General features: G+C 71.3%; 23 protein-coding genes. 8 read left to right on the forward strand and 15 right to left on the reverse strand.

The window, feature by feature from the left end:
* Positions 1-44 precede the first annotated feature (44 nt).
* From OOK40_RS17715 to OOK40_RS17760, 11 genes are all read right to left on the reverse strand, one after another.
* Complete coding sequence (locus OOK40_RS17715; RefSeq protein WP_266482362.1) at positions 45-1,154, reverse strand: aliphatic sulfonate ABC transporter substrate-binding protein; 1,110 nt, start codon at positions 1,152-1,154, stop codon at positions 45-47.
* Between the two features lie 219 nt (positions 1,155-1,373).
* Complete coding sequence (locus OOK40_RS17720; protein ID WP_266482364.1) at positions 1,374-2,714, reverse strand: sulfate adenylyltransferase subunit 1; 1,341 nt, start codon at positions 2,712-2,714, stop codon at positions 1,374-1,376.
* Positions 2,715-2,716: 2 nt separating this feature from the next.
* Positions 2,717-3,667 carry a sulfate adenylyltransferase subunit CysD gene (gene cysD / locus OOK40_RS17725; protein ID WP_266482368.1) on the reverse strand — a complete coding sequence of 317 codons (951 nt, stop codon included), beginning with the start codon at positions 3,665-3,667 and terminating at the stop codon, positions 2,717-2,719.
* Positions 3,664-4,236 (reverse strand): adenylyl-sulfate kinase, encoded by a 573-nt coding sequence (gene cysC / locus OOK40_RS17730; protein ID WP_266482371.1) that lies wholly within the window; start codon positions 4,234-4,236, stop codon positions 3,664-3,666. Before cysC ends, cysD begins: the two co-directional genes overlap by 4 nt.
* Positions 4,218-4,916: a phosphoadenylyl-sulfate reductase gene (locus OOK40_RS17735; RefSeq protein ID WP_266482373.1), complete on the reverse strand. Its 699-nt coding sequence runs from the start codon at positions 4,914-4,916 to the stop codon at positions 4,218-4,220. The genes cysC and OOK40_RS17735 overlap by 19 nt, the downstream gene beginning before the upstream one ends.
* Entirely contained in the window at positions 4,913-5,092 is a 180-nt protein-coding gene (locus OOK40_RS17740; protein WP_215090936.1) for a hypothetical protein, read from the reverse strand. Before OOK40_RS17740 ends, OOK40_RS17735 begins: the two co-directional genes overlap by 4 nt.
* On the reverse strand, positions 5,089-6,786 hold the full coding sequence (locus tag OOK40_RS17745) for a nitrite/sulfite reductase (RefSeq protein WP_266482380.1): 1,698 nt from the start codon (positions 6,784-6,786) through the stop codon (positions 5,089-5,091). The genes OOK40_RS17740 and OOK40_RS17745 overlap by 4 nt, the downstream gene beginning before the upstream one ends.
* A 115-nt stretch (positions 6,787-6,901) precedes the next feature.
* The gene (locus tag OOK40_RS35280) at positions 6,902-6,985 is read right to left on the reverse strand and encodes a putative leader peptide (RefSeq protein ID WP_313904670.1); all 84 of its coding nucleotides are present in this window, start codon (positions 6,983-6,985) and stop codon (positions 6,902-6,904) included.
* A 96-nt stretch (positions 6,986-7,081) separates the two neighbouring features.
* Positions 7,082-7,648 carry a GNAT family N-acetyltransferase gene (locus OOK40_RS17750; RefSeq protein WP_266482388.1) on the reverse strand — a complete coding sequence of 189 codons (567 nt, stop codon included), beginning with the start codon at positions 7,646-7,648 and terminating at the stop codon, positions 7,082-7,084.
* Positions 7,649-7,711: 63 nt separating this feature from the next.
* Positions 7,712-8,989, reverse strand: coding sequence for a GAF domain-containing protein (locus tag OOK40_RS17755; protein WP_266482390.1), 1,278 nt, complete (start codon positions 8,987-8,989; stop codon positions 7,712-7,714).
* 300 nt (positions 8,990-9,289) lie between these two features.
* Positions 9,290-10,924, reverse strand: a complete 1,635-nt coding sequence (locus tag OOK40_RS17760) for an acyl-CoA dehydrogenase family protein (RefSeq protein WP_266482393.1) — start codon at positions 10,922-10,924, stop codon at positions 9,290-9,292.
* Between the two features lie 17 nt (positions 10,925-10,941).
* Here OOK40_RS17760 and OOK40_RS17765 point away from each other — a divergent pair, with 17 nt between their 5' ends.
* On the forward strand, positions 10,942-12,126 hold the full coding sequence (locus tag OOK40_RS17765) for a YihY/virulence factor BrkB family protein (protein WP_266482395.1): 1,185 nt from the start codon (positions 10,942-10,944) through the stop codon (positions 12,124-12,126).
* Positions 12,127-12,405: 279 nt separating this feature from the next.
* Here the strand turns inward: OOK40_RS17765 and OOK40_RS17770 are convergent, their stop codons facing one another.
* Together OOK40_RS17770 and OOK40_RS17775 are read right to left on the reverse strand one after the other, a co-directional pair.
* A complete protein-coding gene (locus OOK40_RS17770; RefSeq protein ID WP_266482398.1) occupies positions 12,406-13,362 on the reverse strand; it encodes a xanthine dehydrogenase family protein subunit M in 957 nt (318 codons plus the stop codon).
* The gene (locus OOK40_RS17775; protein ID WP_266482402.1) at positions 13,359-15,941 is read right to left on the reverse strand and encodes a molybdopterin-dependent oxidoreductase; all 2,583 of its coding nucleotides are present in this window, start codon (positions 15,939-15,941) and stop codon (positions 13,359-13,361) included. The genes OOK40_RS17770 and OOK40_RS17775 overlap by 4 nt, the downstream gene beginning before the upstream one ends.
* A 287-nt stretch (positions 15,942-16,228) precedes the next feature.
* Here OOK40_RS17775 and OOK40_RS17780 point away from each other — a divergent pair, with 287 nt between their 5' ends.
* From OOK40_RS17780 to OOK40_RS17795, 4 genes are all read left to right on the forward strand, one after another.
* Positions 16,229-16,777 carry a TetR/AcrR family transcriptional regulator gene (locus OOK40_RS17780; RefSeq protein ID WP_266482404.1) on the forward strand — a complete coding sequence of 183 codons (549 nt, stop codon included), beginning with the start codon at positions 16,229-16,231 and terminating at the stop codon, positions 16,775-16,777.
* Positions 16,774-19,512, forward strand: coding sequence for a LuxR family transcriptional regulator (locus OOK40_RS17785; protein WP_266482408.1), 2,739 nt, complete (start codon positions 16,774-16,776; stop codon positions 19,510-19,512). The genes OOK40_RS17780 and OOK40_RS17785 overlap by 4 nt, the downstream gene beginning before the upstream one ends.
* A 140-nt stretch (positions 19,513-19,652) precedes the next feature.
* Complete coding sequence (locus OOK40_RS17790) at positions 19,653-20,450, forward strand: response regulator transcription factor (protein ID WP_266482410.1); 798 nt, start codon at positions 19,653-19,655, stop codon at positions 20,448-20,450.
* Positions 20,451-20,455: 5 nt separating this feature from the next.
* Positions 20,456-21,562: a sensor histidine kinase KdpD gene (locus OOK40_RS17795; protein ID WP_266482413.1), complete on the forward strand. Its 1,107-nt coding sequence runs from the start codon at positions 20,456-20,458 to the stop codon at positions 21,560-21,562.
* Positions 21,563-21,656: 94 nt separating this feature from the next.
* Here OOK40_RS17795 and OOK40_RS17800 read toward each other — a convergent pair whose 3' ends face one another.
* Both OOK40_RS17800 and OOK40_RS17805 read right to left on the reverse strand, forming a co-directional pair.
* Positions 21,657-22,424, reverse strand: coding sequence for a CbtA family protein (locus OOK40_RS17800; RefSeq protein WP_266482415.1), 768 nt, complete (start codon positions 22,422-22,424; stop codon positions 21,657-21,659).
* Between the two features lie 31 nt (positions 22,425-22,455).
* A complete protein-coding gene (locus OOK40_RS17805; protein WP_266482417.1) occupies positions 22,456-22,671 on the reverse strand; it encodes a CbtB-domain containing protein in 216 nt (71 codons plus the stop codon).
* Between the two features lie 269 nt (positions 22,672-22,940).
* Between OOK40_RS17805 and OOK40_RS17810 the strand changes: the two genes are divergently transcribed.
* From OOK40_RS17810 to OOK40_RS17820, 3 genes are all read left to right on the forward strand, one after another.
* The gene (locus OOK40_RS17810; RefSeq protein WP_266482421.1) at positions 22,941-23,540 is read left to right on the forward strand and encodes a histidine phosphatase family protein; all 600 of its coding nucleotides are present in this window, start codon (positions 22,941-22,943) and stop codon (positions 23,538-23,540) included.
* Between the two features lie 469 nt (positions 23,541-24,009).
* Positions 24,010-24,570: a hypothetical protein gene (locus OOK40_RS17815; protein WP_266482424.1), complete on the forward strand. Its 561-nt coding sequence runs from the start codon at positions 24,010-24,012 to the stop codon at positions 24,568-24,570.
* Between the two features lie 32 nt (positions 24,571-24,602).
* Positions 24,603-25,307, forward strand: a complete 705-nt coding sequence (locus OOK40_RS17820) for a DUF1775 domain-containing protein (RefSeq protein ID WP_266482427.1) — start codon at positions 24,603-24,605, stop codon at positions 25,305-25,307.
* Positions 25,308-25,335: the final 28 nt, after the last annotated feature.

The raw sequence follows: 25,335 nt of genomic DNA on the forward strand, positions 1-25,335 counted from the left end.
GTCACCTCCTGGGAAATCGGTCGGATGCGGGGTTGCCTGCAGGCCTACTTGACGCCGAGCGAGGCGTCGGCGACCTCGGGCTTGCCCTCGGCCTTGAGGACCTTGTTGAGCAGCGTCAGGTCGTAGATGCCGGCCAGGTCGGGCTCCTTCAGCAGGCTCGCCTTCACCGCGTGGTCCGCCTCGGTCTGCAGCGTGGCGGCCAGCGGGTCGTCGGTGAACTGGATCGACTTCCACGCCGGGTCGATCACCTCGGGCGCGAGCGCCTTGCCGGTGAGCTCCTTGAGCTTGGCGTTCGCGGACGCCTTCGCCTTGTCCGGGTTGGCGTTGATCCACGCGTTGGTCTTCACCGAACCGCGCAGCACGGCCTCGACGACGTCCGGGTGATCCTTGAGGAACTTCTGCGACACGATGATGTTCGTGATCACGAACTTCTTGTCGGGCCACAGCGTCGACTCGTCGAGCAGCACCTTGGCACCCTCGCTGACCAGCTTGGACGCCGTCGGCTCCGGCACCCAGGCGCCGTCGATGGAACCGGACTTGTAGGCGTCGGGGGCCACCTTGTTCTCCGTACGCACGACGGAGACGTCACCCTTGCCGCTCTGGGCGTCGACCTTCCAGCCCTTCTCGGCGATCCAGTTCAGGAACGCGACGTCCTGGGTGTTGCCGAGCTGAGGCGTGGCGATCTTCTTGCCCTTGACGTCGTCCAGGGTCTTGATCTTGTCCGGGTTGACGACCAGCTTCACGCCGCCGGAGGCCGAGCCGCCGATGATGCGCAGGTTCTTGCCCTTGGACTTGGTGTAGCCGTTGATGGACGGCGAGGGGCCGATGAAGCCGATGTCGATGGAGCCCGCGTTCAGCGCCTCGATCTCGGAAGGACCGGCATTGAAGGTGGTCGAGGCGAGCTTGGTGCCGCCCAGCTCCTTCTGGATCAGACCCTCCTGGTCGCCGACCAGCGCCGTGGCGTGCGTGAGGTTCTGGAAGTAGCCGACCTTGACGGTGTCGACGGAGAGCTTCTCGCCCTTGGCGGCGGGAGCGACCTTGTCGTCCTTCTTCGCCTCGGAACCGTAGCCGCAGGCGGTGAGTGCCACAGCGAGCAGCGGCAGAGCGGCGGCGACCGCGATGCCGCGGCGCAGGGTCGTACGGGTGGCAGGCACGGGAGGGTTTCCTCTCGGAGGCCCGGTTCTTACGTCACATCGGACGCGGCCGGGGAGTCGGCGGGTCTTCGGCGGTGCGGGGTGCGGGGGGTGCGGGCGCGCAGGCAGTGCGCGTACGTCATCGCGCACATCGCGCCACCCCGCCCGTGCCCGCGCCGAGGGTGCCGCTGCCGACGCGGCCGCCCTCCTTCGCGAACGTGCCGTAGAAGTCGGTTGTCATCAGAAGTCCCAGCCCTCGTCGTCGGCCACGTGCACGGCCTCGGCGGTGGTGGCGAAGGAGTCGCCCGCCATGCCGGCCGCCAGCGTGGTGCCGTCCGCGGGGTCGATCAGCAGGAACGAGCCGGTGCGGCGGGAGTCGGCGTACGAGTCGAGCGCGAGCGGCTCGGCCGTACGGACCTTGACGAGGCCGATGTCATTGGCGACCAGATGCCCGGGGTTCGGGTGCTGGGACAGGTCGTCGAGGGTCAGCCGGGAGGGGATCTCCTTGACGATCGCCTTGACCGTGCGGGTGGTGTGCTTGAGCAGCACCCGCTGGCCGACGGTGAGCGGCTGGTCCGCGACATGGCAGACCGTCGCCTCGACGTCCTGGGTGGTCGCGGGCGCGTCCCCGCTCGGCACGATCAGGTCGCCGCGCGAGATGTCGATGTCGTCCTCCAGCAGGAGGGTGACGGACTGCGGAGCCCAGGCGATGTCCACCGACTCGCCGAGCAGATCGATCCCGGCGATCTTCGACGTACGGCCCGCGGGCAGCACCGTGACCTGCTCGCCGACGCGGAACGTACCGGCCGCGATCTGGCCCGCGTAGCCCCGGTAGTCGGGGTGCTCGGCGGTCTGCGGACGGATCACGTACTGCACGGGAAGCCGGGCGTGGCAGCCGGTCAGATCGTGGCTGACCGGGACCGTCTCCAGGTGCTCCAGGACGGTCGGTCCGCCGTACCAGTCCATGTTGGCGCTGGGCTCCACGACATTGTCGCCCGCGAGCGCCGAGATCGGGATCGCGGTGATCTCGGGGACGCCCAGGGACGCGGCGTACGCGGTGAACTCCTCGGCGATCGCGGCGAAGACGGGCTCGGCGTAGTCGACGAGGTCCATCTTGTTGACGGCGAGGACGACATGCGGGACGCGCAGCAGGGCGGCGACGGCGGCATGGCGGCGGGTCTGCTCGACCACGCCATTGCGGGCGTCGACCAGCACCACGGCCAGCTCGGCCGTGGACGCGCCGGTGACCATGTTCCGGGTGTACTGCACATGGCCCGGGGTGTCGGCGAGGATGAACCTCCTGCGCGCGGTGGCGAAGTAGCGGTAGGCGACATCGATGGTGATGCCCTGCTCACGCTCGGCCCGCAGACCGTCCGTGAGCAGCGCCAGGTCCGGTGTCTCCTGGCCGCGCGAGCGGGAGGCGTGCTCGACGGCCTCCAGCTGGTCGGTGAGCACCGACTTGGAGTCGTGCAGCAGCCGCCCGACGAGGGTGGACTTGCCGTCGTCGACGGAGCCGGCGGTGGCGAAGCGCAGCAGGGTGGTGGCCGAGATCCCGGCGAGCTGTTCGGTCGTGGTGCTCATGGCTAGAAGTACCCTTCGCGCTTGCGGTCTTCCATCGCGGCCTCGGACATCTTGTCGTCGGCGCGGGTGGCGCCCCGCTCGGTGAGCCGGGATGCGGCGATCTCGGCGATCACGGCGTCGAGCGTGGTGGCGTCTGAGTCGACGGCGCCGGTGCAGGACATGTCGCCGACGGTGCGGTAGCGGATCAGCCGCGTCTGGACGCTCTCCGACTCCTTGGGGCCGCCCCACTCGCCGGCGGTCAGCCACATGCCGTTACGGGCGAAGACCTCACGCTCGTGCGCGAAGTAGATCTCGGGCAGCTCGATCTTCTCGCGCTCGATGTACTGCCAGACGTCCAGCTCGGTCCAGTTGCTCAGCGGGAACACCCGGACATGCTCGCCGGGCGCGTGGCGGCCGTTGTAGAGCTGCCACAGCTCGGGCCGCTGGCGGCGCGGGTCCCACTGCGAGAACTCGTCCCGGAGGCTGAACACCCGCTCCTTGGCGCGCGCCTTCTCCTCGTCCCGGCGGCCGCCGCCGAACACCGCGTCGAAACGGTGCTGCTGAATCGCCTCGGTCAGCGGCACCGTCTGCAGCGGATTGCGCGTCCCGTCGGGACGCTCGCGCAACTTTCCGGCGTCGATGTACTCCTGTACGGACGCCACGTGCAGCCGGAGACTGTGCTGCGCCACCGCGCGGTCGCGGTACTCCAGCACCTCGGGGAAGTTGTGTCCGGTGTCCACGTGCAGCAGAGAGAAGGGGATCGCCGCCGGGGCGAAGGCCTTCAGCGCCAGATGCAGCATGACGATGGAGTCCTTGCCGCCGGAGAAGAGAATCACCGGCCGCTCGAACTCTCCCGCCACCTCGCGGAAGATGTGCACCGCCTCGGACTCCAGCGCGTCCAGGTGCGACAGTGCGTACGGGCTGGAGCCCTCGGAATTGTCTGCGGCCTCGTTCAACGCAGCGACGGCTCTCATGCCAGACCCCTCTCAGTGAGCAGCGCGTGAAGCGCCGCCGCGGACTCCTGCACGGTCTGCTGGTGCGACTCGATCCGCAGATCCGGGCTCTGCGGCTCCTCGTACGGGTCGTCGACGCCGGTCAGACCGCTGATCTCGCCGGCGGCCTGCTTGGCGTAGAGCCCCTTCACATCGCGTACGGAGCAGACCTCCACCGGAGTCGCGACATGCACCTCGACGTACTCGGTGCCCTCTGCGGCGTGGCGCTTGCGGACGGCCTCGCGGCTGTCCTCGTACGGAGCGATCACCGGAACCAGCGCCTTGACGCCGTTGGACGCCAGCAGTTCGGCGACGAAGCCGATCCGCTGGACGTTGGTGTGCCGGTCCTCGCGGCTGAAGCCGAGGCCCGCCGAGAGGAACTCGCGGATCTCGTCACCATCGAGCACCTCGGTCCGGTGGCCCTCGGCGCGCAGCCGCTCCGCCAGCGCGTAAGCGATGGTGGTCTTGCCCGCGCTCGGCAGCCCGGTGAGCCAGATGGTGGCCCCAGTCACGTGCTTGTCTCCCAGAATCGTCATCCGTGCAGCCCGCATTCGGTCTTGCCCCGCCCGGCCCAGCGGCCGGCCCGGGCGTCCTCGCCCTCCAGCACCCGGCGGGTGCAGGGTGCGCAGCCCACCGAGGCGTAACCGTCCATCAGCAGCGGGTTGGTGAGGACGCCGTGCTCGGCGACGTAGGCGTCCACGTCGTCCTGCGTCCAGCGGGCGATCGGCGAGATCTTGACCTTCTGCCGCTTCTCGTCCCAGCCGACGACCGGGGTGTTCGCCCGGGTCGGGGACTCCTCCCGGCGCAGGCCCGTCGCCCACGCCTCGTAGCCGGTCAGTCCCTCTTCGAGGGGCTTGACCTTGCGCAGGGCGCAGCACAGGTCGGGGTCGCGGTCATACAGCTTCGGGCCGTACTCGGCGTCCTGCTCGGCCACCGACTGACGGGGCGTGAGCGTGATGACGTTGACGTCCATCACGGCCTCGACCGCGTCGCGGGTCCCGATGGTCTCGGGGAAGTGATAGCCGGTGTCGAGGAAGACCACATCGACGCCGGGGAGGGCACGGGAGGCGAGATGGGCGACCACCGCGTCCTCCATCGAGGAGGTGACGCAGAAGCGCGGGCCGAAGGTCTCGGCCGCCCACTTCAGGATCTCCAGGGCGGAGGCGTCTTCCAGCTCCCGCCCGGCCCGCTCGGCGAGTTCCTTCAGGCTCGTGTCCTGAGTGGTCGTCATATCTCATTCCCTCCACCGTCGTTGCGCTGAAGTCCGCGGGTCAGCAGCCCGAGGAACTTCAACTGGAAGGCTCGATTGCAGGCTGCGCATTCCCAGGCGCCGTGGCCCTGCTCGCTGGGACGCAGGTCCTCGTCGCCGCAGTAGGGGCAGTAGAAGGGCGCGGCACGCTCGCTCACGAGAGGGCCTCCTCGGAGGCGCGGGCCGCCCAGGTGGCGAAGCGCTCGCCGTCCTCGCGCTCCGCCTGGAAGCGCTTGAGCACCCGCTCGACGTAGTCGGGCAGCTCGGCCGATGTGACCTTCAGGCCACGGACCTTGCGGCCGAACCCGGCCTCCAGGCCGAGCGCGCCGCCCAGGTGCACCTGGAAGCCCTCGACCTGATTGCCCTCGTCGTCCAGGACCAGCTGGCCCTTGAGACCGATGTCCGCGACCTGGATACGGGCGCAGGCGTTGGGGCAGCCGTTGATGTTGATGGTGATCGGCTGGTCGAACTCGGGGATGCGGCGCTCGAGTTCGTCGATCAGCGAGGCGCCGCGCGCCTTCGTCTCGACGATCGCCAGCTTGCAGAACTCGATACCGGTGCAGGCCATCGTGCCCCGCCGGAACGGCGAGGGGTTGACCCGCAGGTCCAGCGCCTCCAGACCGGACACGAGCGACTCGACCTGCGCCTCCTCGACATCGAGCACGATCATCTTCTGCTCGACGGTGGTACGCAGCCGGCCCGAGCCGTGATCGGCGGCCAGTTCGGCGATCTTCGTGAGCGTGGTGCCGTCCACCCGTCCGACGCGCGGCGCGAACCCGACGTAGAAACGTCCGTCCTGCTGCCGGTGCACACCGACGTGGTCGCGCCACTGCTGCACGGGCTGCTCGGGGGCGGGCCCGTCCACCAGCTCGCGCTTCAGGTACTCGTCTTCAAGGACCTGGCGGAACTTCTCGGCGCCCCAGTCGGCGACCAGGAACTTCAGCCGGGCGCGGGTGCGCAGCCGGCGGTAGCCGTAGTCGCGGAAGATCGAGATGACGCCCTCGTAGACATCGGGCACCTCGTCGAGGGGAACCCAGGCGCCCAGCCGGACACCGATCTTGGGGTTGGTGGAGAGACCGCCGCCGACCCACAGGTCGAAGCCGGGGCCGTGCTCCGGGTGGTTCACGCCGACGAAGGCGATGTCGTTGATCTCGTGCGCGACGTCCAGCAGCGGCGATCCGGAGATCGCCGACTTGAACTTGCGCGGCAGGTTGGAGAAGGCGGGGTTGCCCACGATCCGGCGGTAGATCTCGTCGACGGCAGGGCTGCCGTCGATGATCTCGTCCTCGGCGATACCGGCCACCGGCGAGCCGAGCACGACGCGGGGAGTGTCACCGCAGGCCTCGGTGGTCGACAGGCCGACCTCTTCGAGACGGCGCCAGATCTCCGGCACGTCCTCGATGCGAATCCAGTGGTACTGAACGTTCTGCCGGTCGGTGAGGTCGGCCGTGCCGCGCGCGAACTCCTGCGAGATCTCGCCAATGACCCGCAGCTGATCGGTGGTCAGCCGCCCGCCGTCGATACGGACGCGCAGCATGAAGTACTTGTCGTCCAGCTCCTCCGGCTCCAGGATCGCGGTCTTGCCGCCGTCGATCCCCGGCTTGCGCTGGGTGTAGAGCCCCCACCAGCGCATCCGTCCGCGCAGGTCGGCGCCGTCGATCGAGTCGAAGCCGCGATGGGCGTAGATCGTCTCAATGCGTGTCCGTACGTTGAGACCGTCGTCGTCCTTCTTGGTCTGCTCGTTGGCGTTCAGCGGCGTCATGTGGCCAACAGCCCACTGGCCCTCGCCGCGGTGGCGTCCGGCCTTGCGGCGGGGCGTGGCGGTGGCGGGCTTTTCGGGGGTGGCGGCCATGGCGGTATGTCCTTCGAGACTGCAGGAGGGCGGCTCTGAGCTGCACACTCGCGCGGAGGCGCGACGGTGCGCAGGGGGATTAAGAAGAATGCGGGAGATCGGCTGTGCTGTTCTTTCAGCAGGCCGGACAGATGGCGCTGGACATGCGGCCGAGGTCGACGTGCCGCCGACTCACCAAGGCAATTCCAGTTCCAGACATGACGGAAGCGTGTCATGGCGGTCCAAGGGCAGTCCACCATTATCCAGAATGTGGACAACACTGTCCCGCATCACGAGACAGTGTGGCGCCCGTCACTCAGCCGTGCGCACCGGGCCAGGGGCCGGGCGTAGCCGTCTCGGTCTCCTGCTCGACCTTCGTGTCGAACAGAGTGAAGCCCCGCCGCAGATAGTTGTCCATCGCATGCGGGCCGTCCTTGGAGCAGGTGTGCAGCCAGACCCGCTTCGTCGGCGGGAGACCGGGCCATCGCTCCGCCAGGTCCCAGGCCCTCGCGACTCCGTAACTGAGCAGATGGCCGCCTATCCGGCGTCCGCGGAAGGCAGGGACCAGTCCGAAGTAGACGATCTCGACGGAGCCCCCGTCCTGCGCCTCCAGCTCCACATAACCGGCCGGGGTGCCCTTCTCGTACGCCACCCAGGTCTCGGTGCCCGGCCGCGCGAGCAGTTCCTCCCACTGCGCGAACGTCATGCCGAGCCGGTCGTTCCAGTGGATGTCGCCGCCGACGGCCGAGTACAGGAAGCGGCTGAACTCGGGCGAGGGCACCTCGGCGCGGACGATCCGCAGATCTCCTTCGGGCACGGGGGACGGGCGAAGATCCGCGGGCGAGGTCTGTTCCAGGGACCACGTGGTCACAGTGATGCTCATGTGCGCCAGAAAATCACGCCACCGTGAACTGGCCAAAGACGGTGCCGGAGCGTGCCCGCGCGGTCACTGCTTCCCGCGGCGCGCCCGGCGCACCGCCGGGGCCGTCGAGTGCGGCAGCAGCTCGGCCGGCTCCGGCGGCCCGACCAGCTCCACCTCGACATCCTCGGCGAAGCGGTACGGGCGGTGCGCCAGCACCTGTGCCAGATGCCGCCGCAGCCGCGACATCTCGGCCCGTACCGTCACCGTCCGCGTCGGGTCCTCGAAGATGTCCTGCGCCAGCTGGGCCGCGCTGCGCCCGTCGCGATACAGCGCCAGGACATACAGCAGCTCGGCATGGCGCGGGCTGAGCTCCTTGGCCCAGCTGCCCGCCTCGCCCGAGACGGTCACACAAGGCCGCCGGGGCAGGCTGAGATCCAGAACCACCCGGGTCGGCGCAGCGGTGGACCGCTCTTCCGGCCGTACCAGCCAGCCGCCGGGCAGCGGTTCGACCGAGCACATGCCCAGCGAGGGCAGCCAGACGCGGCTGCCGAGGGACTTCGGCAGCGGGAGCCGGCCGGGCGGCTGCATCCCGGTGACCGCGGCGGGCCAGCCGTTCACATCCACGGCCAGCGCGCGGCCCGCCAGCCGCGCGAGCAGTGGCGACGCCACCGTTCGCAGCCGGTCCAGCGCCGCGAAGTGCGCGTTGCGCAGCTCCGCCTCCGCGAGCCGGGTCACCGTGGTGACCAGCTTGAGGGTCGCCGGATGCATCGTGGCCAGCGGTCCGCTGACGTCGACCACCCCGATCAGCCTGCCGTCGCGCGGATCGGTGACCGGAGCGCCCGCACAGGTCCAGGTGTCGTGGGTCGAGACGAAGTGCTCGGCGGAGTGCACCTGGACGGGCCGCCGGGAGACCAGGGGAGTGCCGACGCCATTGGTGCCGACGAGGCTCTCGTTCCAGTCGGCGCCCAGGACGAAGCCGTGCGCGTCACCCTTGCGCAGCACCGACGATTTCCCCTCGCGCCACAGCACCCGCCCCTCCGGGTCCGCGACGACCATGATGTGCTGCGCCCCCTCCGCGATCGAGACGAGACCGTCCCGCAGGACGGGCAGCACCTCCCGCAGCGGGGATGCCTGCCGACGGCGTTCGATCTCCTCCAGCGGCAGCAGCCCGGCCCTGCGGTCCCGGTCGGGATCCACACCGCGGCGCAGCATTCGCTGCCACGACTCCTCGATGTCGGCCCGCGGGGCGACCCGGGACCGGCGCCCGCTGAGCGCGGCGTCCCGTACCCCCTTCAGCAGCCGGGTGGCTTCCCCGGTGTCCATGCCGGAGAGCCTGGCCAGGTCGAGCGGCGTGTTGTGCACTGGGTCCTCCTGGGCGACGCCAGCGTCCGAGCGTGGGGGCAGCCCGGCTCAATCCTGCCCGTCGCGGGCGGGAGTCCGTGGCGATACGGCGCACAAGGCTGCAACCCCTTGCAACCCTCGCGAACGGGCGTGCGCTTGTACGAAGGTGACGGTGCACCGGTTCGCCGGTGGTCGTGCACCGCACAGCGGCGCATGACGGAGCGCGGGGTGGTGCCGTGTCGGCGCAGCACCACCCCGACAGCCCTGGGGCGTGTTTGAGAAGTCGCTACCTCCCCAGCGACGCCTGGCACGCCCCAGCCGTCACACCACGGCTCGCGCCCGCTCCACGACCGACGCCAGATCGAGCGTGTGCGGCAGCGTGCCGAAGGCAGTGCCCCAGTCCCCGCCCAGCCGTGAGGCGCAGAACGCGTCCGCCACCTCCGGCGGCGCCCAGCGCACCAGCAGCGACCCCTGAAGCACCAGTGCCATCCGCTCCACCAGCCTGCGCGCCCGTGCCTCGATGCCGTCCAGATCGGCCAGTTCACTCAGCAGATCCTTGATCGCCGCATCGAGCCGGTGATCGGCGCCCCGTGCCTTTCCGACCTCCTGCAGGAAGGCGTTCAGCGCCTGCGGCTCCCTCTGGATCGCACGCAGCACGTCCAGCGCCTGTACGTTGCCCGAGCCCTCCCAGATCGAGTTGAGCGGCGACTCGCGCAGCAGCCGTGGCAGCCCCGACTCCTCGACATAGCCGTTGCCGCCCAGACACTCCAGTGCCTCGGCCACGGTCGGCGTACAGCGCTTGGTCACCCAGTACTTGGCGGCGGGCACCGCGAGCCGCAGGAAGGCCCGCTCCTCCTCCGTATCGGCGTCGTACGCGGCGGCGAGCCGCAGCGCCAGCGTCGTGGCGGCCTCCGACTCCAGCGCCAGATCGGCCAGTACGTTGCGCATCAGCGGCTTGTCGATCAACAGCCCGCCGAACGCGCTGCGATAGGCGCTGTGGTGGATCGCCTGCGCCACCGACTGCCGCATCAGCGCGGCCGATCCCACAACACAGTCCAGCCGGGTCGCGGCCACCATCTCGATGATGGTGCGCACCCCGCGGCCCTCCTCGCCGACCCGGCGCGCCCAGGTGCCCTCGAACTCGACCTCGCTCGACGCGTTGGACTTGTTGCCGAGCTTGTCCTTGAGCCGCTGGATCCGGAACACGTTCCGGGTCCCGTCCTCAAGGACCCGCGGCACCAGGAAGCAGGTCAGACCACCGGATGCCTGGGCGAGTACCAGAAAGCCGTCACACATCGGAGCGGAGCAGAACCACTTGTGACCGGTGAGCAGGTACTCCCCGTCGCCGGCGATCGGCTCGGCCCGGGTCGTATTGGCTCTGACGTCGCTGCCGCCCTGCTTCTCCGTCATCCCCATCCCGAACAGGGACCCCGCCTTCACCGAGGCAGGCCTCAGCCCCTGCTCGTACACCTCGGACGTCAGCCGCGGCTCCCACTGGGCGGCCAGCGCCGGGTCCGTCCGCAGCGCGGGCACCGAGGCGTGTGTCATCGACACCGGGCAGCCGTGCCCGGCCTCGGCCTGCGTCCACACCAGGAACCCGGCCGCCCGGCGCACATGCCCGGCCGGCCGGCCCCAGGCATTGGTCAGCCCGGACGAGACGGCCTTGCCCAGCAGCCGGTGCCAGGCCGGATGGAACTCGACCTCGTCGATGCGGTTCCCGTACCGGTCGTGCGTCCGCAGTTTTGGCGGATTCTCGTTGGCCTGCACCCCCCATTCCTGGGCCTGGGCGGAGCCTGCGGTGCGCCCGAGGAGCGAAAGGTCCTCCCGTACACCGTCGAGGAGTTCGGGAGCGACATGCCGCTCCACGCCCTCCGTGAGGGCCTGGTCGGACGTGTAGACGTCGTACCCCACCAGGGGCGGAGCCTGGTTGGTCACTGTGTGGGTGCTGGGTGCCATGCCGCTACGGTAAGGAGGTGCAGGCAGCAAACGAAACACCCGAGCGGCCATCGGGCCGACTCCACCGGGCCCGGGTCCTCTACCGCAACGTCTCGAAGCGGAAGATGGCATGGCTGCTGCTGAAAGACACGGTCAATTCGTGCATCGAGTACCGCATCCTCGGCCTCGCCGCCGAGGCGGCGTTCTTCACGCTGCTGTCGCTTCCGCCGCTGCTGCTCGGCGTGATCGGTCTCCTCGGCTACGTCGACGACTGGACCGACACCACGACCGTCGCCTCGATCGAGGAGAACATCCTGGACGCCGTCGGCACGGTCCTGTCCGAGCGTGGCGTCAACGAGATCGCCAAGCCCCTGCTGGAGGACGTCACCCACGGCGGCCGGCCGGACATCATCTCCATCGGCTTCGCCATCGCCCTGTGGTCGGGGTCGCGGGCGGTCAACGTCTTCATCGACACGATCACCGTGATGTACGGCCTCGACGGCCAGCGCGGCATCGTCGCCACCCGGCTGCTCGCCTTCCTGCTCTACATCGTCGCCCTGCTGATCGGCGCGGTGGTGCTGCCGCTGGCGGTCGTCGGCCCGGACAGGGTGGTGGAGCTGCCGTGGGGCACGGAAGTCGTCAGCGTCCTGTACTGGCCGGTGGTCACCCTGCTCTCGGTCGCCTTCCTGACCACGCTCTACCACGTGTCCGTCCCCGTCCGCTCCCCGTGGATCGAGGACGTGCCCGGCGCGCTGGTGGCGCTGGGGATGTGGGTGCTCGGCAGCTTCCTGCTGCGTATCTACCTCACCAGCACGGTCGAGGGCCCCACGATCTACGGCTCGCTCGCCGCCCCCATCGCTGTCCTGCTCTGGATCGGCCTCACCGCCTTCGCGGTCCTGGTGGGCGCGGCGGTCAACGCCGCGATCGACCGCGTCTGGCCGTCGCTGGCCACGGCGGCGGCCCGCGCGGCCAACGAGCGGCTGCGCGCTGCCAACGCGGCGGAGCTCGTGGCACGGGCGAAGGCGGCGCATGTCTTCAATGACGACGGCGAGGACGACGAGGAGGACGAAGACGGGGAGGGGGACGGGGGAGGCGGCGGGGACATGCCCTCGGAGTTCCCCGAACGGTGGTCGCGCTTCCTGCCGCCCGACGACGTCAGGTCCCGGCTGCACACGGGCCGGGACAACGGCCGGGACAGCCGCGACAAGGAGAACAAGGACTAGGGCCTGTCGTTCGGACCTTGCCGGGTTCGCGTGCCCTGGCACGCACTCCCCCGTAGCCCTTCGGGCACGGGAGGTGCCCCCATGCCGCGTTGCGTCAGTCGCCGACGCTCCGCGTCGGCTCCTTTCTCCGCCTTGCGACCGCACGCACCACAGTGACATCAGCCGCTCCGCGGCGGGCCGCTCACTGATCCGGCCTGATCCAAACGACAGGCCCTGGCGGCCGGGCGGTAGCCGGACCCGACACCCATGGGTACGTCCCCGCGCCAACCGGCCCTGATATCAGGTGGTATCGGCCCGGAACGCCGTTTCGAGCACGTCGAGCACGATGTCGCGAAGCAGCTCCACCTTGTAGCGGGTCTGCGGCAGAGGTGAGCAATGTTCAGTGGCCGCGGTCGCGGCGGTGAACAGGTTCTCGGGGGTCGGCTCGCGCCCGAGCAGGGCATCCTCGACGTCCGGCAGCCGCAGCGGGGTGTGGGCGATGCCGCCCGCGGCGACGGCGACCGTGGTGACGATGCCGTCGGAGACGATCACGCGGGCCACCGCTTCGACGAGTGGCCATTCGGCCCTGGCGCGGCTGATGGCCCGGTTGTACGCGGCACGTTCGCCGGGGAGGGGAGCCGGCAGGGTGACGGCGGTGAGGATCTGCTGCGGGGCGAGCAGATGGTCTCGGGTGGGGTCGGATCCGTCGCCGTACAGGTCCGCCACGGGGAGGGCTCCCCGTTCGTGAACGTCGACCTGGGCGTCGTAGCTGAGCAGGGCGATCGCGATCGACGAGGGGTGCGGTGCGATGCAGGGGCCTTGGTCGATCACCGCGGCGTGCAGGTGGACCCCGGTGCGCGCCGGACAGCCGTCGCCGCCGTCGCGGTAGCAACTGAAGTGCGGATTGCGGTAGTACCAGCAGCGGTTGTGCTGGAGCAGATTGCCGCCCAAGGTGCCTGCGTTACGGATCTGCGGTGTGGCCAGGGCGCCCGCGGTCATCGTCAGGGCCGGGTAGTCCGCCTGCAGCCAGGGGTCCTCGGCGAGTTCGGCCACACCGGTCAACGCGCCTATCCGCGTGGTCCCTTCGGCCTGGCGGGTGATGCCCCGCAGGGCGGGAAGCAGGGGAATCTGGACAGACGCGCCGCGCGTGACTCCGCCACGCCGGCGGGCGACAGTGTCGGTGCCACCGGCGCGCAGCTCTCCGCCGTTGTCGGCAACGACGGCCGCGGCCTCGTCGAGAGTGCGGGGCTGGTTCACGGGCGCAGTCCTTCCAGGAGGCGGTCCGGGCGGATCGGCAGGTGGTGGGGGCGCCACCCGGTGGCGGCGTGGACGGCGTTGCCGATGGCTGCCGCTACCGGCATCGTCGAGACCTCTCCCAGGCCGACCCCGCCGCCGTCGGCGTGCTCGAAACCCGCCTCGTGGAAGTGGATGTCGATCTCGGGGATGTCGCCGATGCCGGGGATGCGGTAGTCCTCGAGGTTGTCGCTCAGCAGGACACCGGTCAGCGGGTCGGTGATGCGCTCCTCGTACAGGGCGTACCCGATGCCTTGGATGACGCCGCCCTGGCACTGACTGCGGGCCAGCGCCGGCGAGTAGATGTGGCCGGCGGCGATCCCGCCCCACACGCGCGTGACCCGCGTCCGGCCGAGGCGGGTGTCGACCTCGACCTCGGTGACATGGACAGCGCCGGTGAATCCCCGGCCGACGACCAGGTGGTCGAGTTCCACGGGCGTGACATAGCCGCGGCGGTCCCGTGGGCGACTGCCGACCACCCGAAGGCCCTCGGCGTCGGCGAGACGCTGCTCCAGTGATCCGCCGGTGCCGCGCGACTCGGCCTTGTCGGCCAGCGCGGAACGCAGGCGAACGGCCGCGTCGCGGGCGGCCGGGCCGATGGAGGCGGTGGTGCGGCTGCCGCCCGAAGCGGGCCCGTGGACGGTCCCGGTCCGGCCGATGTCCACGCGGACCCTCCCCGGCGGCAGTCCCAGTTCGGCGACGATCACATCCGCGATGACGGACCGGGAGCCCTGGCCCATGTCCTGGGTGGTCGTCCGGGCGACCACGATGCCGTCCTCGACGGTGAGCTCGATCTGCGTGCCGCGGTCGAGGAAGTACATCCAGTTGGCGGCGGCGACGCCCACTCCGCGCCGGAAGCGACCGGTCTGGGAACCGGCGGCGGGCCGCCCGGTCCACATCGGAAGAGCCGCTGCCAGGTCGTACAGGGCCCGCCGCTTGGAGTTGCCGTCCCAGCGGTGGCGCAGCGCGATGGGATCCTCCCCGATGCGGTGGGCCATTTCGTCGACGGTCTGCTCCAGGACCCACGCCAGCGGCGGACCGCCCGGCCCGCGGAACGGGGTGGCGGGTGGCCGGTGGGTGACGATGTCGTAGTCCCGGAGCCGCCGCGGGGCGTGCCCGTACATGAACCGGGCCAGAGCGGCTACCCCCGAGCCGATGGAGGTGCCACCGTCTCCGTGCACATCGAGGGTCAGCGCGGCCAGCTTCCCGTCGCCGTCGGTGAGCATGGCGATGTCGGCCCGGGCGCCGGGCCGGTAACCGCCGTCGGTGAGTTCCTCGGCCCGGCCCAGGACGACCCGCACCGGGGCGGCATGGCGCCGGGCCAGTTCCGCAGCGGCGACGATCTCGCTGGTCAGGGTGAGCTTCGAACCGAAGCCGCCTCCGACGTGCTCCGCGGAGACATGCACCTGCTCGGGCTTCAGACCGAATCGCTCGGCGGCCCGCTCGGCGACCACGCCGACGGCCTGGGTGGAGACCCAGAGATGCAGCTCGCCGCGCCTGTCCCACGAAGCCAGGCACGCGTGCGGCTCCAATGGCGTGTGCACCTGTGGTTCGGCGGTGAACCTGGCCTCGACCAGCCGGTCCTCGCCCTGCTCGCGGGCCTGCTGGATCCTCTTCACGGCGAGGCCGCCGCGCCAGTTCATCGGCACCGGGCCCCGTACGTTCCCGTGCCACCTCGCGGGAATCGACAGTGCCTCGGACGACTTGGGAGCCTGCTTCCGCTCCTGCTTCGTGGGATAGACCACGGGACTGTCCGGGAGCTCGGCCAGGTGCAGGTCCACGACAGCCGGCAGTACCTCGTAGGCCACCTGGATCCGCTCGGCGGCGGCCTGGGCCGCGGACAGGCTCTCGGCGGCCACGGCGGCGATCGGCTGGCCGACGTAGCGGACCGTACGGTCGGCGGGCAGGAGATCGACCACCCGGTCGCCGCCCGTCACCGACGTGACGCGGGCGTGCGGGTGCCGGGAGCGGACGATGACCCCCTCGAGGAGGCCGTCCATGTGGACATCCGTCGTGTACAGCGCTGTGCCGTTGATCTTCGCCATCGCCTCGACGCGGGGCGGCGGAGCGTCATCGGTGTCGTGGGCGCCGGTACACGCCGCGGCGACGGCGGCGTAGATCCCCTCGTACGCGCCACAGCGACACAGGTGTCCCGCCAGCGCTGAGGCGATCTCGGCCCGCGACGGGGCGGTGTCGCCGTGCTCGGCCCGCCGGCGGTCCACGAAGCTCGTGGCCTCCATGACGAAACCGGGCGTGCAGTAGCCGCACTGCAGGGCGTCATGGGCGGCGAACGCCCGCTGCACAGGGTGCTTGCCGTGCAGACCTTCCACTGTGGTGACCGACGCGCCCTCCAGGGCGGACGCCGGGGTCAGGCACGCCACCGTGGGGACACCGTCGACGTGCACGGTGCAGGCACCGCACACGCCCGCCCCGCAGACCAGCTTGGTCCCCGTCAGACCCAGCGTCTCGCGCAGGAGCTGGACCGCGGTGGCGTCCGCTTCACCCCCGACCTGACAGGCGGATCCATTGACCGTGACATCCATGGGCAAAGTCCTTGAAAGATCTGGAAGAGGGGAGAAGTGGCTCTTCGGCCTGCCGCTGCCGCGCGGCCCGCTTGCTGCAGTCGGGACCACTGTGGTGGTTCGAGGGCGCGACGGGATGAGTAACTTTTGCTCATTTCGGCTCTGGTGCGCGGCTCCGATCAGCTCCTCCCGCAAGTAAACCGTCGCGATCGCGCGGCCGCTCGTCGGCGAAACCCCGCACCCGGGTGCGGTCCTCCGTACCATCCAGCGTCTTGAGCATTCTGACGTTTCGTGCATAGAGTGTCAGCGTGACCTCGCGACTCGACCAGGTGCTCGACGCGGCATACGAGACCTTCACCAAGCACGGTGTGCGCCGCGCGACCATGGAGGACATCGCCAAGGCGGCGGGCATGTCCCGCGCCGCCGTCTATCAGTACGTACGCAACAAGGACGACGCCTTCCTGCGGCTCGCCGAGCGCCTGCACGGCCAGGCGCTGGTCCGGGCCGGAGAAGCCGCGGTCGCCGACGGCACCGCCCGCGAACGCGTCCGCGGGATCCTCGGGGTCAAGCTCGGCCTCTTCCAGAAGGTCGTCCAGGACTCTCCGCACGCCGCCGAGCTGATCGATGCCGCGGACCGGCTGTGCGGGCCCATCGTGCAGCAGTTCACCAAAGACCTGCACGCATTGCTCACCGAGGCTTTCGCGACGGCAGGCACCAGGACCGTGACCCCGGCCCAGGCCGCCGACATCGCCATTGCCCTCGTCCGGGGGCTGGAACTGACGCCCGAGGCCGCCGTGCTGCTGCGCCCCGCCGCCGACGCCCTCATCGTCGGACTCACCGGGGAAGACGGTCCATGACGATGGCCGGCCCGGTGACAGCGCCCGGCTTCACGGATGTGTTCGTGGGCCGGGGCGGGCAGTTGGAGCTGTTCGCCCGCGGGCTGGCCGATCGGCGGTGCCGGGGATTCGTGGTGGCCGGGTCGGCGGGTGTGGGCAAGTCGCGGCTGGTGGAGGAGTGTCTGGCGCGGGCGGAGAAGGCGGGTTTCCGGGTTGCGCGCGCGACGGCGAGTGCCGCCGCCGGGGCGGTGCCCTTGGGGGCGATCGCGCATCTGGTGCCGGCGGGGGTGGATCTGTCGGATCCGGTGGTGGGCTTCGCGGCGGTCGCACGGCGGTTGGCCGGACCGGACGCACGAGCGCTGGTACTGCTGATCGGCGACCTGCACCTGCTGGATGCCGCCTCCGCGGTGCTGCTGCGGCAGTTGATGGATGCGGGTGTGGTGCGACTCCTCGGGACCTTGTGTACCGGCGCGCCGGTGGGGGAGGCGGTGGACGCGCTGTGCCGCGGGGACGCGGTGTGGCGGGTGGAGCTGGCGGAGCTGGACCGTGGCGAGGCCGAGGAGCTGCTGCGGGCGGTGCTCGGCGGTCCCGTGGCGCAGTGGGCAGTACGGGAGTTGCACGAGGCCTGCGGCGGCAACGTGCTGTATCTGCGGGAGTTGGTCACCGGGGCGCTCGAGCGGGGTGCCCTCGTCAGCGACGGGGAGATCTGGCAGCTGGAGCGGGGGCCGGTCCGGGGGACAGCCCGGCTGGCCGAGCTGATCGGCGCTCGGCTGGCCGCGGCCGGTGCCGCGGCCCGTCCGGTACTGGAACTGCTGGCGCTGTGCGAGCCGCTGCCTCTGGCCGATGCGGAGCAGGCCGCGTCGCCGGCCGTGGTGGCCGGTCTGGAGTCCGCCGGTCTGGTGCGTGCGGGACTGGACGGACGCCGCACATCGGTGGCGCTGGCACATCGGCTGTACGGGGAGGTGCTGCGGGCGGAGCTGCCGGTGCTGCGGCGGCGGGAGTTGCTGTTGCGGCAGGCGGCGCGGGTCGAGGCGCGCGGACTGAAGCGCCGTGACGACGCACTGCACGTCGCGTCCTGGCGGCTGGCGGCGACCGGGACGGCCGATCCGGCGATGCTGGTCCGGGCGGCGGCGCAGGCCCGGTACGCCCACGACTACAGGCAGGCCGGCCTGCTGCTGGCGGCCCTGCCCGAAGAGCATCACACCACCGCCACCCGCCTGATGCTGGGCGAGACGTACTTCGAGCTGGGGGATCCGCAGCGGGCCGAAGCCGTACTGGCCTCCGCCGCCGCGGATGCCGCGGGCGAGCATGACCAGCTGGCCGTCGCGATGGCGCGGAGCTTCAACCTCTTCTGGGGAGCCGCGCAGCCGGACGAGGCACTGAGGGTCAATGACGCCGCCCGCGCCCGGGTCACGACCGCGGACGGCCTGCGGATGCTGGACCACAACGAGGGGTCCATGCGGATCGCCTCGGGCGAGCCCGCCCGTGGGCTGGCCCTGCTGGAGGACCTGGAGGAAGACGTCCACCAGGCTCCGGACCCGGTGGCCTGGCTCACCGGCGCCATGATGAAACCGCTCGGGCTCGAACTGGTCGGCCGCACCGGCGACGCGGTGGCCTGGGCCGAACGCGCCCACGCCGCCCATCTCTCGGTCGGCCACCAGACCCTCAGTCCCCACCCGGCAGTCCAGCTCACCTTGGTGAACCACGCTCTGAGCAGCCACGGACGGCTGGCCGAAGCCCGCGAGGCGGGCCTGCGCGGGTACGCGGAACCGGCCGGGGCCAGCACGACTCCCGTCCACCAGATCTGGCTGGCCTTCAGTCTGGGCCGCACCGAGTGGCTGGCCGGGCATCCGGCGAGCGCGCGCCGCTGGTACGCCGAGGCCGCCGCGCTGGCCCGTACGCACCAGCACATCAGACCGCTCGGCCCGGCGCTGAGCGGCCTGGCGGCCTGCGCGGCGGTACTCGGCGACCTCGACGCGGCCGAGCAGGCCTGTGCCGAGGCCCGGAACTGCCTGTGGCCGGACGTCTTCGCGGGCGAGGAGCTCCTGGGAGAGGCCTGGCTGCATGCCGCCCGGGGACACTTCGCCCAGGCCCGCACCGTCCTGACCGGCGCGGCCCGGCGCGCCCGCGCCGCCGGCCTGGTCACCCCCGAGGCCATCCTGCTCACCGACGTCGCCCGCCTCGGCGGCGCCAAGGAGGTGTCCGGGCGGCTGTCCGAACTCGCCCGGCACAGTGACAGCGCCCTCACCCGCGCCGGCGCCCGCCTGGCCGCCGCCCTGGCCGCCGACGCCCCCGACCAACTCCTCGCCGTCGCCGCCGTATTCGAGCAGGCCGGTGCCGACCTCCCGGCCGCCGAAGCGGCCGCGGCAGCCGCTTCCGCGTGGCAACGCGCCGGCCGGGCCCGCCGTGCCACCGCTGCCGCCGGCCGGGCCGCCGCCATCGCCGGCCGCTGCGAGGACGCACGTACCGCTCTGCTGACCGCAGCGGCGCCCACCGCCGCGCTCACCGCCCGCGAACGCGAAGTCGCTCTCCTCGCCGCCGCCGGCACCCGCAGCAAGGACATCGCCGACGGGCTGCAGCTGTCGGTGCGCACCGTCAACAACCACCTCCAGCACGCCTACGCCAAACTCGGCGTCACCACCCGCCGCGAACTCGCCACCGCCCTCCATCGACGTGTTCAGGCGGACGCAGGCCCACTGACGGAACTGCTGAACAGCGACACGGCGCAGCCGTCGGGGTCGAGGACGAGTGCGTAACGCTGCACCGCAGGCAGGCCCCGGCCTGTGGTCTTGAACGAATCGGACGTCGACGGGCACATGGGCCTTTCCCGGGGCGTCACAGATTCGTAAGGGGGACCGGGGCCTGGACCGCTGGCGGCACAGAGCACACTTGCGGTATGCACAACATTCTCGTCGTCGACGACGATCCGACCGTCGCCGAAGTCGTCACCGGCTATCTGCAGCGCGCGGGCTTCACCGTGGACCGGGCCGCCGACGGGCTGCAGGCGCTGCGGATCGCCGCCGACCGGCTGCCCGATCTGGTCGTCCTCGATCTGATGCTGCCGGGGATGGACGGCCTGGAGGTGTGCCGCAGGCTCAGGGCCGGTGCCTCCGCCAACGTTCCGGTGATCATGCTGACCGCCCGCGGCGACGAGGACGACCGGATCCTCGGGCTCGAAATCGGGGCGGACGACTATGTGACCAAGCCGTTCAGCCCGCGCGAGCTGGTGCTGAGGGTCGAGTCCGTACTGCGGCGCAGGGGCGCCGTCGGCGAACGGCGAACCGGGCCCGAGCTGACCGCTGCGGGCATCGTGCTGGATCCGGCAGCCCGGCGCGCGACGAAGGAGGGGCGTGAACTGGGCCTGACTCTGCGGGAGTTCGACCTGCTCGCGCATCTGATGCGGCACCCCGGTGAGGCCATCGGCCGGGAGCGGCTGATGCAGGACGTGTGGGGCTGGGAGTTCGGCGACCTGTCCACCGTCACGGTCCATGTACGGCGGCTGCGCGGGAAGATCGAGGACGATCCGGCCAGGCCCCGGCTGATCCAGACGGTGTGGGGCGTGGGCTACCGCTTCGACGTGCCGCGGGAAGACGTGCCGGGGGAAGGCGGTCCGCCGGAAGAAGTGCCGCGGGAAGACGTGCCGGGGGAAGAGGTGCCGCAGGACCGCGGCGCGCTGCCGCGAGAAGAGGCCTGATCACCATGAACGACATGCTTCTCATCGCCCTGTTCGCCTTCCTCGGGGCCGCCGCCAGCGGTCTGGTCGGGGCGCTGGCTCTGCGTCTGCTGCGCCACCGGTCCGTCGCCGTCTCGCTCACTGTCGTCGCCGCCGTCGCGGTCACCGCCATGCTTGCCGGGACGCTCGCCGTCGCCCAGGCGATGTTCCTGTCCCCGCACGACCTCACCGTCGTCACCACGGTCGTCGCCATGGCGGCGGTCGTCTCGCTCGCCACCGCACTGCTGCTCGGCCGCTGGGTCGTCGCGCGCAGCCGCGAACTCACCCTGGCGGCACGCTCGTTCGGCGACGGCGGCTCCTTCTCCGCCCCCGACGGCACCTCCACCGCCGAACTGGCCGCGCTCAGCCGCGAACTGGCCGCCACCAGCGACCGGCTCGCCGCGTCCCGCGAGCGCGAACGCGCCCTGGAGACCTCCCGCCGCGAACTCGTCGCCTGGATCTCGCACGATCTGCGCACCCCGCTCGCCGGGCTGCGCGCCATGTCCGAGGCCCTGGAGGACGGGATGGTCGCCGACCCGGCCCGCTACCACCGCCAGATGCGCACCGAGGTCGACCGCCTCAACTCCATGGTCGGCGACCTCTTCGAGCTCTCGCGCATCCACGCGGGCACGCTGGCCCTGACACCCACCCGGATGTCGGTCTACGACCTGGTGGGGGAGGCGCTGGCCGGTGCCGACCCGCTGGCCCGCGAGCACGGCGTACGCCTCGTCGGGGACATGGTCGAGCAGGTCCCGGTCGAGGTGGACGGCAAGGAGATGACCCGCGTCCTGGCCAACCTCCTGGTCAACGCCATCCGCCGGACACCCGCCGACGGCACGGTCGCCATCGCCGCCGAACGCCGCGAGGACTGGGTGGTCCTCTCCGTCACCGACGGCTGCGGCGGCATCCCGGAGGAGGACCTGCCGCGGGTCTTCGACACCGGGTGGCGCGGCACCCAGGCCCGTACGCCCCCGGCGGGCGCGGGTCTCGGCCTCGCCATCGTCCGCGGCATCGTCGAGGCGCACGCGGGAAAGGCCGACGTACACAATGTGACGGGCGGCTGCCGCTTCGAGGTGTCGCTGCCCGCGGCGTAGATCGTGTGGGGCGTTGTCGTCAAAAGCCGGACGGGCTGAAAACGCAGCCCGTCCGGCCTTTGAGGAGCGAGGTCCGGGGCGGAGCCCCGGTGGGTCAGTTCGCTGCGGCCGGCGCCCGCGACGCCGTGCTCTTCCCCTCCGCCGCGGCCGGCGCAGGAGCGAGAAGCCGCTCGGCGAAGTGGCCGAAGACCAGCCCGAAGACGGTCCAGACCGTGACCTGGATCGCGAGCGTCGCCAGTCGGAACTCCCAGACCACCGAGGCGGGGAAGCCCTTCGGTACCTCGTTGAACGAGGGCAGGAAGGCGAACGCGACCCCGGCGGCGACGACGAACGCGGCCGCGGCGGCGACGGTCGCGTTCCAGTTGCCCAGCCTGGGGGCCAGGCGCTTGCCGAGGATCACCGCGGCGATCGAGAGCAGGACGCTGAGCAGGATCATCAGGAAGTACAGCGTCGTCCGCTTGCCGATGGTGTCGGGGTCGCCGACGGCAGGCGGATTCGGCGGGTACTTCAGATACGGCACGACGTACACGCTCAGCAGCGCGCCGAGCGAGACCAGCGCGGCCGTGGCACGCGGGCCGAACCGCCCGATGCGGCCGAGCGCGAAACAGTACGCGAGGGCGGCGATGCCGCCGATCGCGACGCCGAAGACCAGCACACCCGTGGCGAGACCGGCCGTGGACTGCATGGTGCGGCTGACGAGTTCCTCGCCGCCGTGCTCATGGGCGTGGCTCTCCTCGAACGCGATGGCGGCATCGACCGGACCCTCGCCGAGCAGATAGGCGACGGCCATCGCGAAGACGCCCGCGATCAGGCCCGCGAGCATGCCGCGGACGAGCAGGGCTCTGACAGAAATGGAGTTCATGAGGTTCCCCTAGATTTCAGTGGCAGGGGAATCAGTGGCAGGGGAAGCCGAGCAGATGGCGTCCGTCGTGGACCCACTCGTGCACGTTCTCACCGGAGATGAGCGAGGTGGCGCCCTGCTCGGCGCCGACGAAGTAGAGCAGGACGAGCATCAGAACGCCGAAGAACAGCGCCCACGGAGCGATCGCCGTCAGCGAGATGGGGGTGATGGCCGGTGCGGCGGTGGCGGGCGCGGCAGAATGTGCCATGGCAGAACCTCCTGGGGGAACACGCGTCCCGATCGTGGTGCCTCAGACGAAGGTGCTGGGTCTGACTTCCCGCGCTTCCCACAGGGGAACGGGTTCACAGTGGCGCGACCGTGCCGGATTCTCACCGGACTTCCGTCACACCGTCGTCATGTCCACGCGACCGTACCGCTTGTCGGCCTGCGACGCTACGGCGCACGGGGGCGTACCGGGCGCCCCAACACCCGTGATGTGCTTGGGTCATGGGCCGCGGCGGGAGAAGGGCGTACGGGATGACGGTACGGGTGATGTTGGTCTCACCTGCGACGAGTGCGGCACTGCGGGAGGCCCGCTTCGACGGCGACGGCGACGGCGGCGGTCCGCTGGACGAGGCGGGAGCGCGGCGCGCGCGGGCCGCGGCGGGTGTGGTGGCGAGGGTGGACCGGTTCCTCAGCGGGCCCTCCCGGCGCTGCCGCGAGACGGCCGGGGAATTGGGGGCGGCGGTACCTCCCGCCGAGGTCCTGGGAGAACTCGGCGACTGGGACATGGGGCGCTGGCGGGGGCGGCGGCTGGACGAGGTCGGCGCGAGCGAACCGGAGGCGGTGTCGGCCTGGCTGACCGACCCTGCGGCCGCGCCGCACGGCGGCGAGTCGCTGCTGGCGCTGTGCGAACGGGTGGGCGGCTGGCTGCGGTCGCTGCCGGACGACGCCGGGAGGGTGCTGGCGGTCGTCGAACCGGCGGTGGCACGGGCGGCGGTCGTGCACGCCCTGTCGCTGCCCGCGGAGGCGTTCTGGCGGCTGGACGTCGCGCCGCTGACGCTGACGGAACTGAGCGGGCGGGCGGGGCGGTGGAACCTGCGGTGCGGGAGGTCTTTGGGCGCGGACTCGGGCTGAGGGGGTGCGCCTGCGGCGGGGCTTGTTCCCCACCCCGCCCTCCCCCTACGGCCTGGCGGCCGTGGGAGGTACCCCCATCCCGAACTGGGGGCAAGCCCCCAGACCCCCGACGGGGCTTCGCCCCGGACCCCGTATGCGACCTTCGGCCGCATGTCCTCAACCGGACGGGCTGAATGTGCGGCCCTGCCGCACACCCAGCCCCGCCGGGGTTTGAGGCGTGGTCCCGGACGCGAAATTCAGCCCCCGTGGGGGTCCCCCCGGACGAAGTCTGGGGGAGTTTGAGGCGCGGGGGTCCGGGGGCGGAGCCCCCGCACGGGGTTCGGGGCGGAGCCCCGGTGGGGGCTGGGGGCTTGCCCCCAGTTCGGGAAGGGGCGGGGTGGGGAACAAGCCCCGCCTCGTGAATGATGGCTCCGGCATGCCGCAGACCCTCCACCCCCCGTCTCGCCGCGCGCCGCGTACCCGGTGGGGCGTGCGGAGCGCCCGCGCTGGTGTGTTCGGCGTCGCGAGCGCCGGTCTCGCCGGCGCGGGCCACCATGTCGCCGCAGCGGAACCCGTCGCCTGGCCGCTGCTGTTGGCGGCCGCGGGCCTCGCCTTCCTCGGCGCGCTGCCCTGGGCCCGGCGGCGCCGTTCGCTCGGCGTGGTGGTGGCCGCGACCTGCGCCGCCCAACTGGTTCTCCACGAACTGCTGGCGCGGACCGGGCCCGAGCACCACGGTGTCCAGCACGGGCACCCGATGCCGATGCCCTTCGCGCACACGCTGGCCGCCCTCGCCGTCGCCCTGCTGCTGCAGCAGACGGACGACCAACTGGCCGCGATCCCCTGTGCGTTGAGCCAGCTCGCCGCCACGGTCCGCTCCACCGTCGCGCGCTGGATGGGCCGTTGGGTTACGCATCCGTGCCACGGCCCGGACGGCGCGCCCGCCGCGGCCGGACCACGGCGGCACCCGGGCGTGCCCGCGTGTGCCGTCCTCGCTTATGCCGTCGTCCGCCGGGGGCCGCCCGGTCATGGGCAGTTGTCGTTCCGCCCCTGACCATTCGTGCTGTTTCACAGGAGTTGACCCCCATGACCAGAAGGACCTTCATCCTGCCCGCGGCCTCCGCGGCGGCCTTCGCCGCGGTGCTCGCCGTAGCCGGACCGGCTGCGGCGCATGTCGAGGTGAGCGCATCCGACCCGCGCGCCCTGGCGAAGAACGTCACCCTGACGTTCACGTCCGAGGCGGAGTCGGACACGTCGGGCATCGCAAAGCTCCAGATCGTGCTGCCCAAGGGCATCGCGCCCGACGCGGTGAGTCTCGCGAAGGCGCCAGCGGGCTGGAAGCTGACGCCGTCGGAAGGCGGCTACACCGTCGGCGGTAAGGCGCTGGCCATCGGCACGGACGCCGTGTACAGCATCACCGTCACCCAGCTGCCGGACGCCAAGTCGCTCGCCTTCAAGACCATCGAGACGTACGGCGACGGTTCGGTGGACCGCTGGATCGAGCTTCCGAGCGGCGGCGCGGAGCCGGAGAACCCGGCCCCGGTCCTCGCCCTGAAGCCGGCGGCACCGGGTGCGACGGCGAGCTCGGCCGCGCCGACCCCGACCCCGTCCGCCTCCGTGCCCACGACGGAGCCGAGCACCTCCACAACCGAGAGAGCGGCCGAGAAAGCGGCCGAGAAGGACGACGACGGCAACGGAACCACCGTCGCGATCGTCGCCGCCGCCGTGGTAATCGCCGCGGGCCTCACCCTCTGGTGGTTCAGGCGCAATCGGGGAACCGGCTCCGCCTGATGCCCGGGCCGGGCGGGTCACGCAGCTC

Origin of the sequence: Streptomyces sp. NBC_01481, from assembly GCF_026339995.1 — a bacterium.
GTDB lineage: Bacteria > Actinomycetota > Actinomycetes > Streptomycetales > Streptomycetaceae > Streptomyces.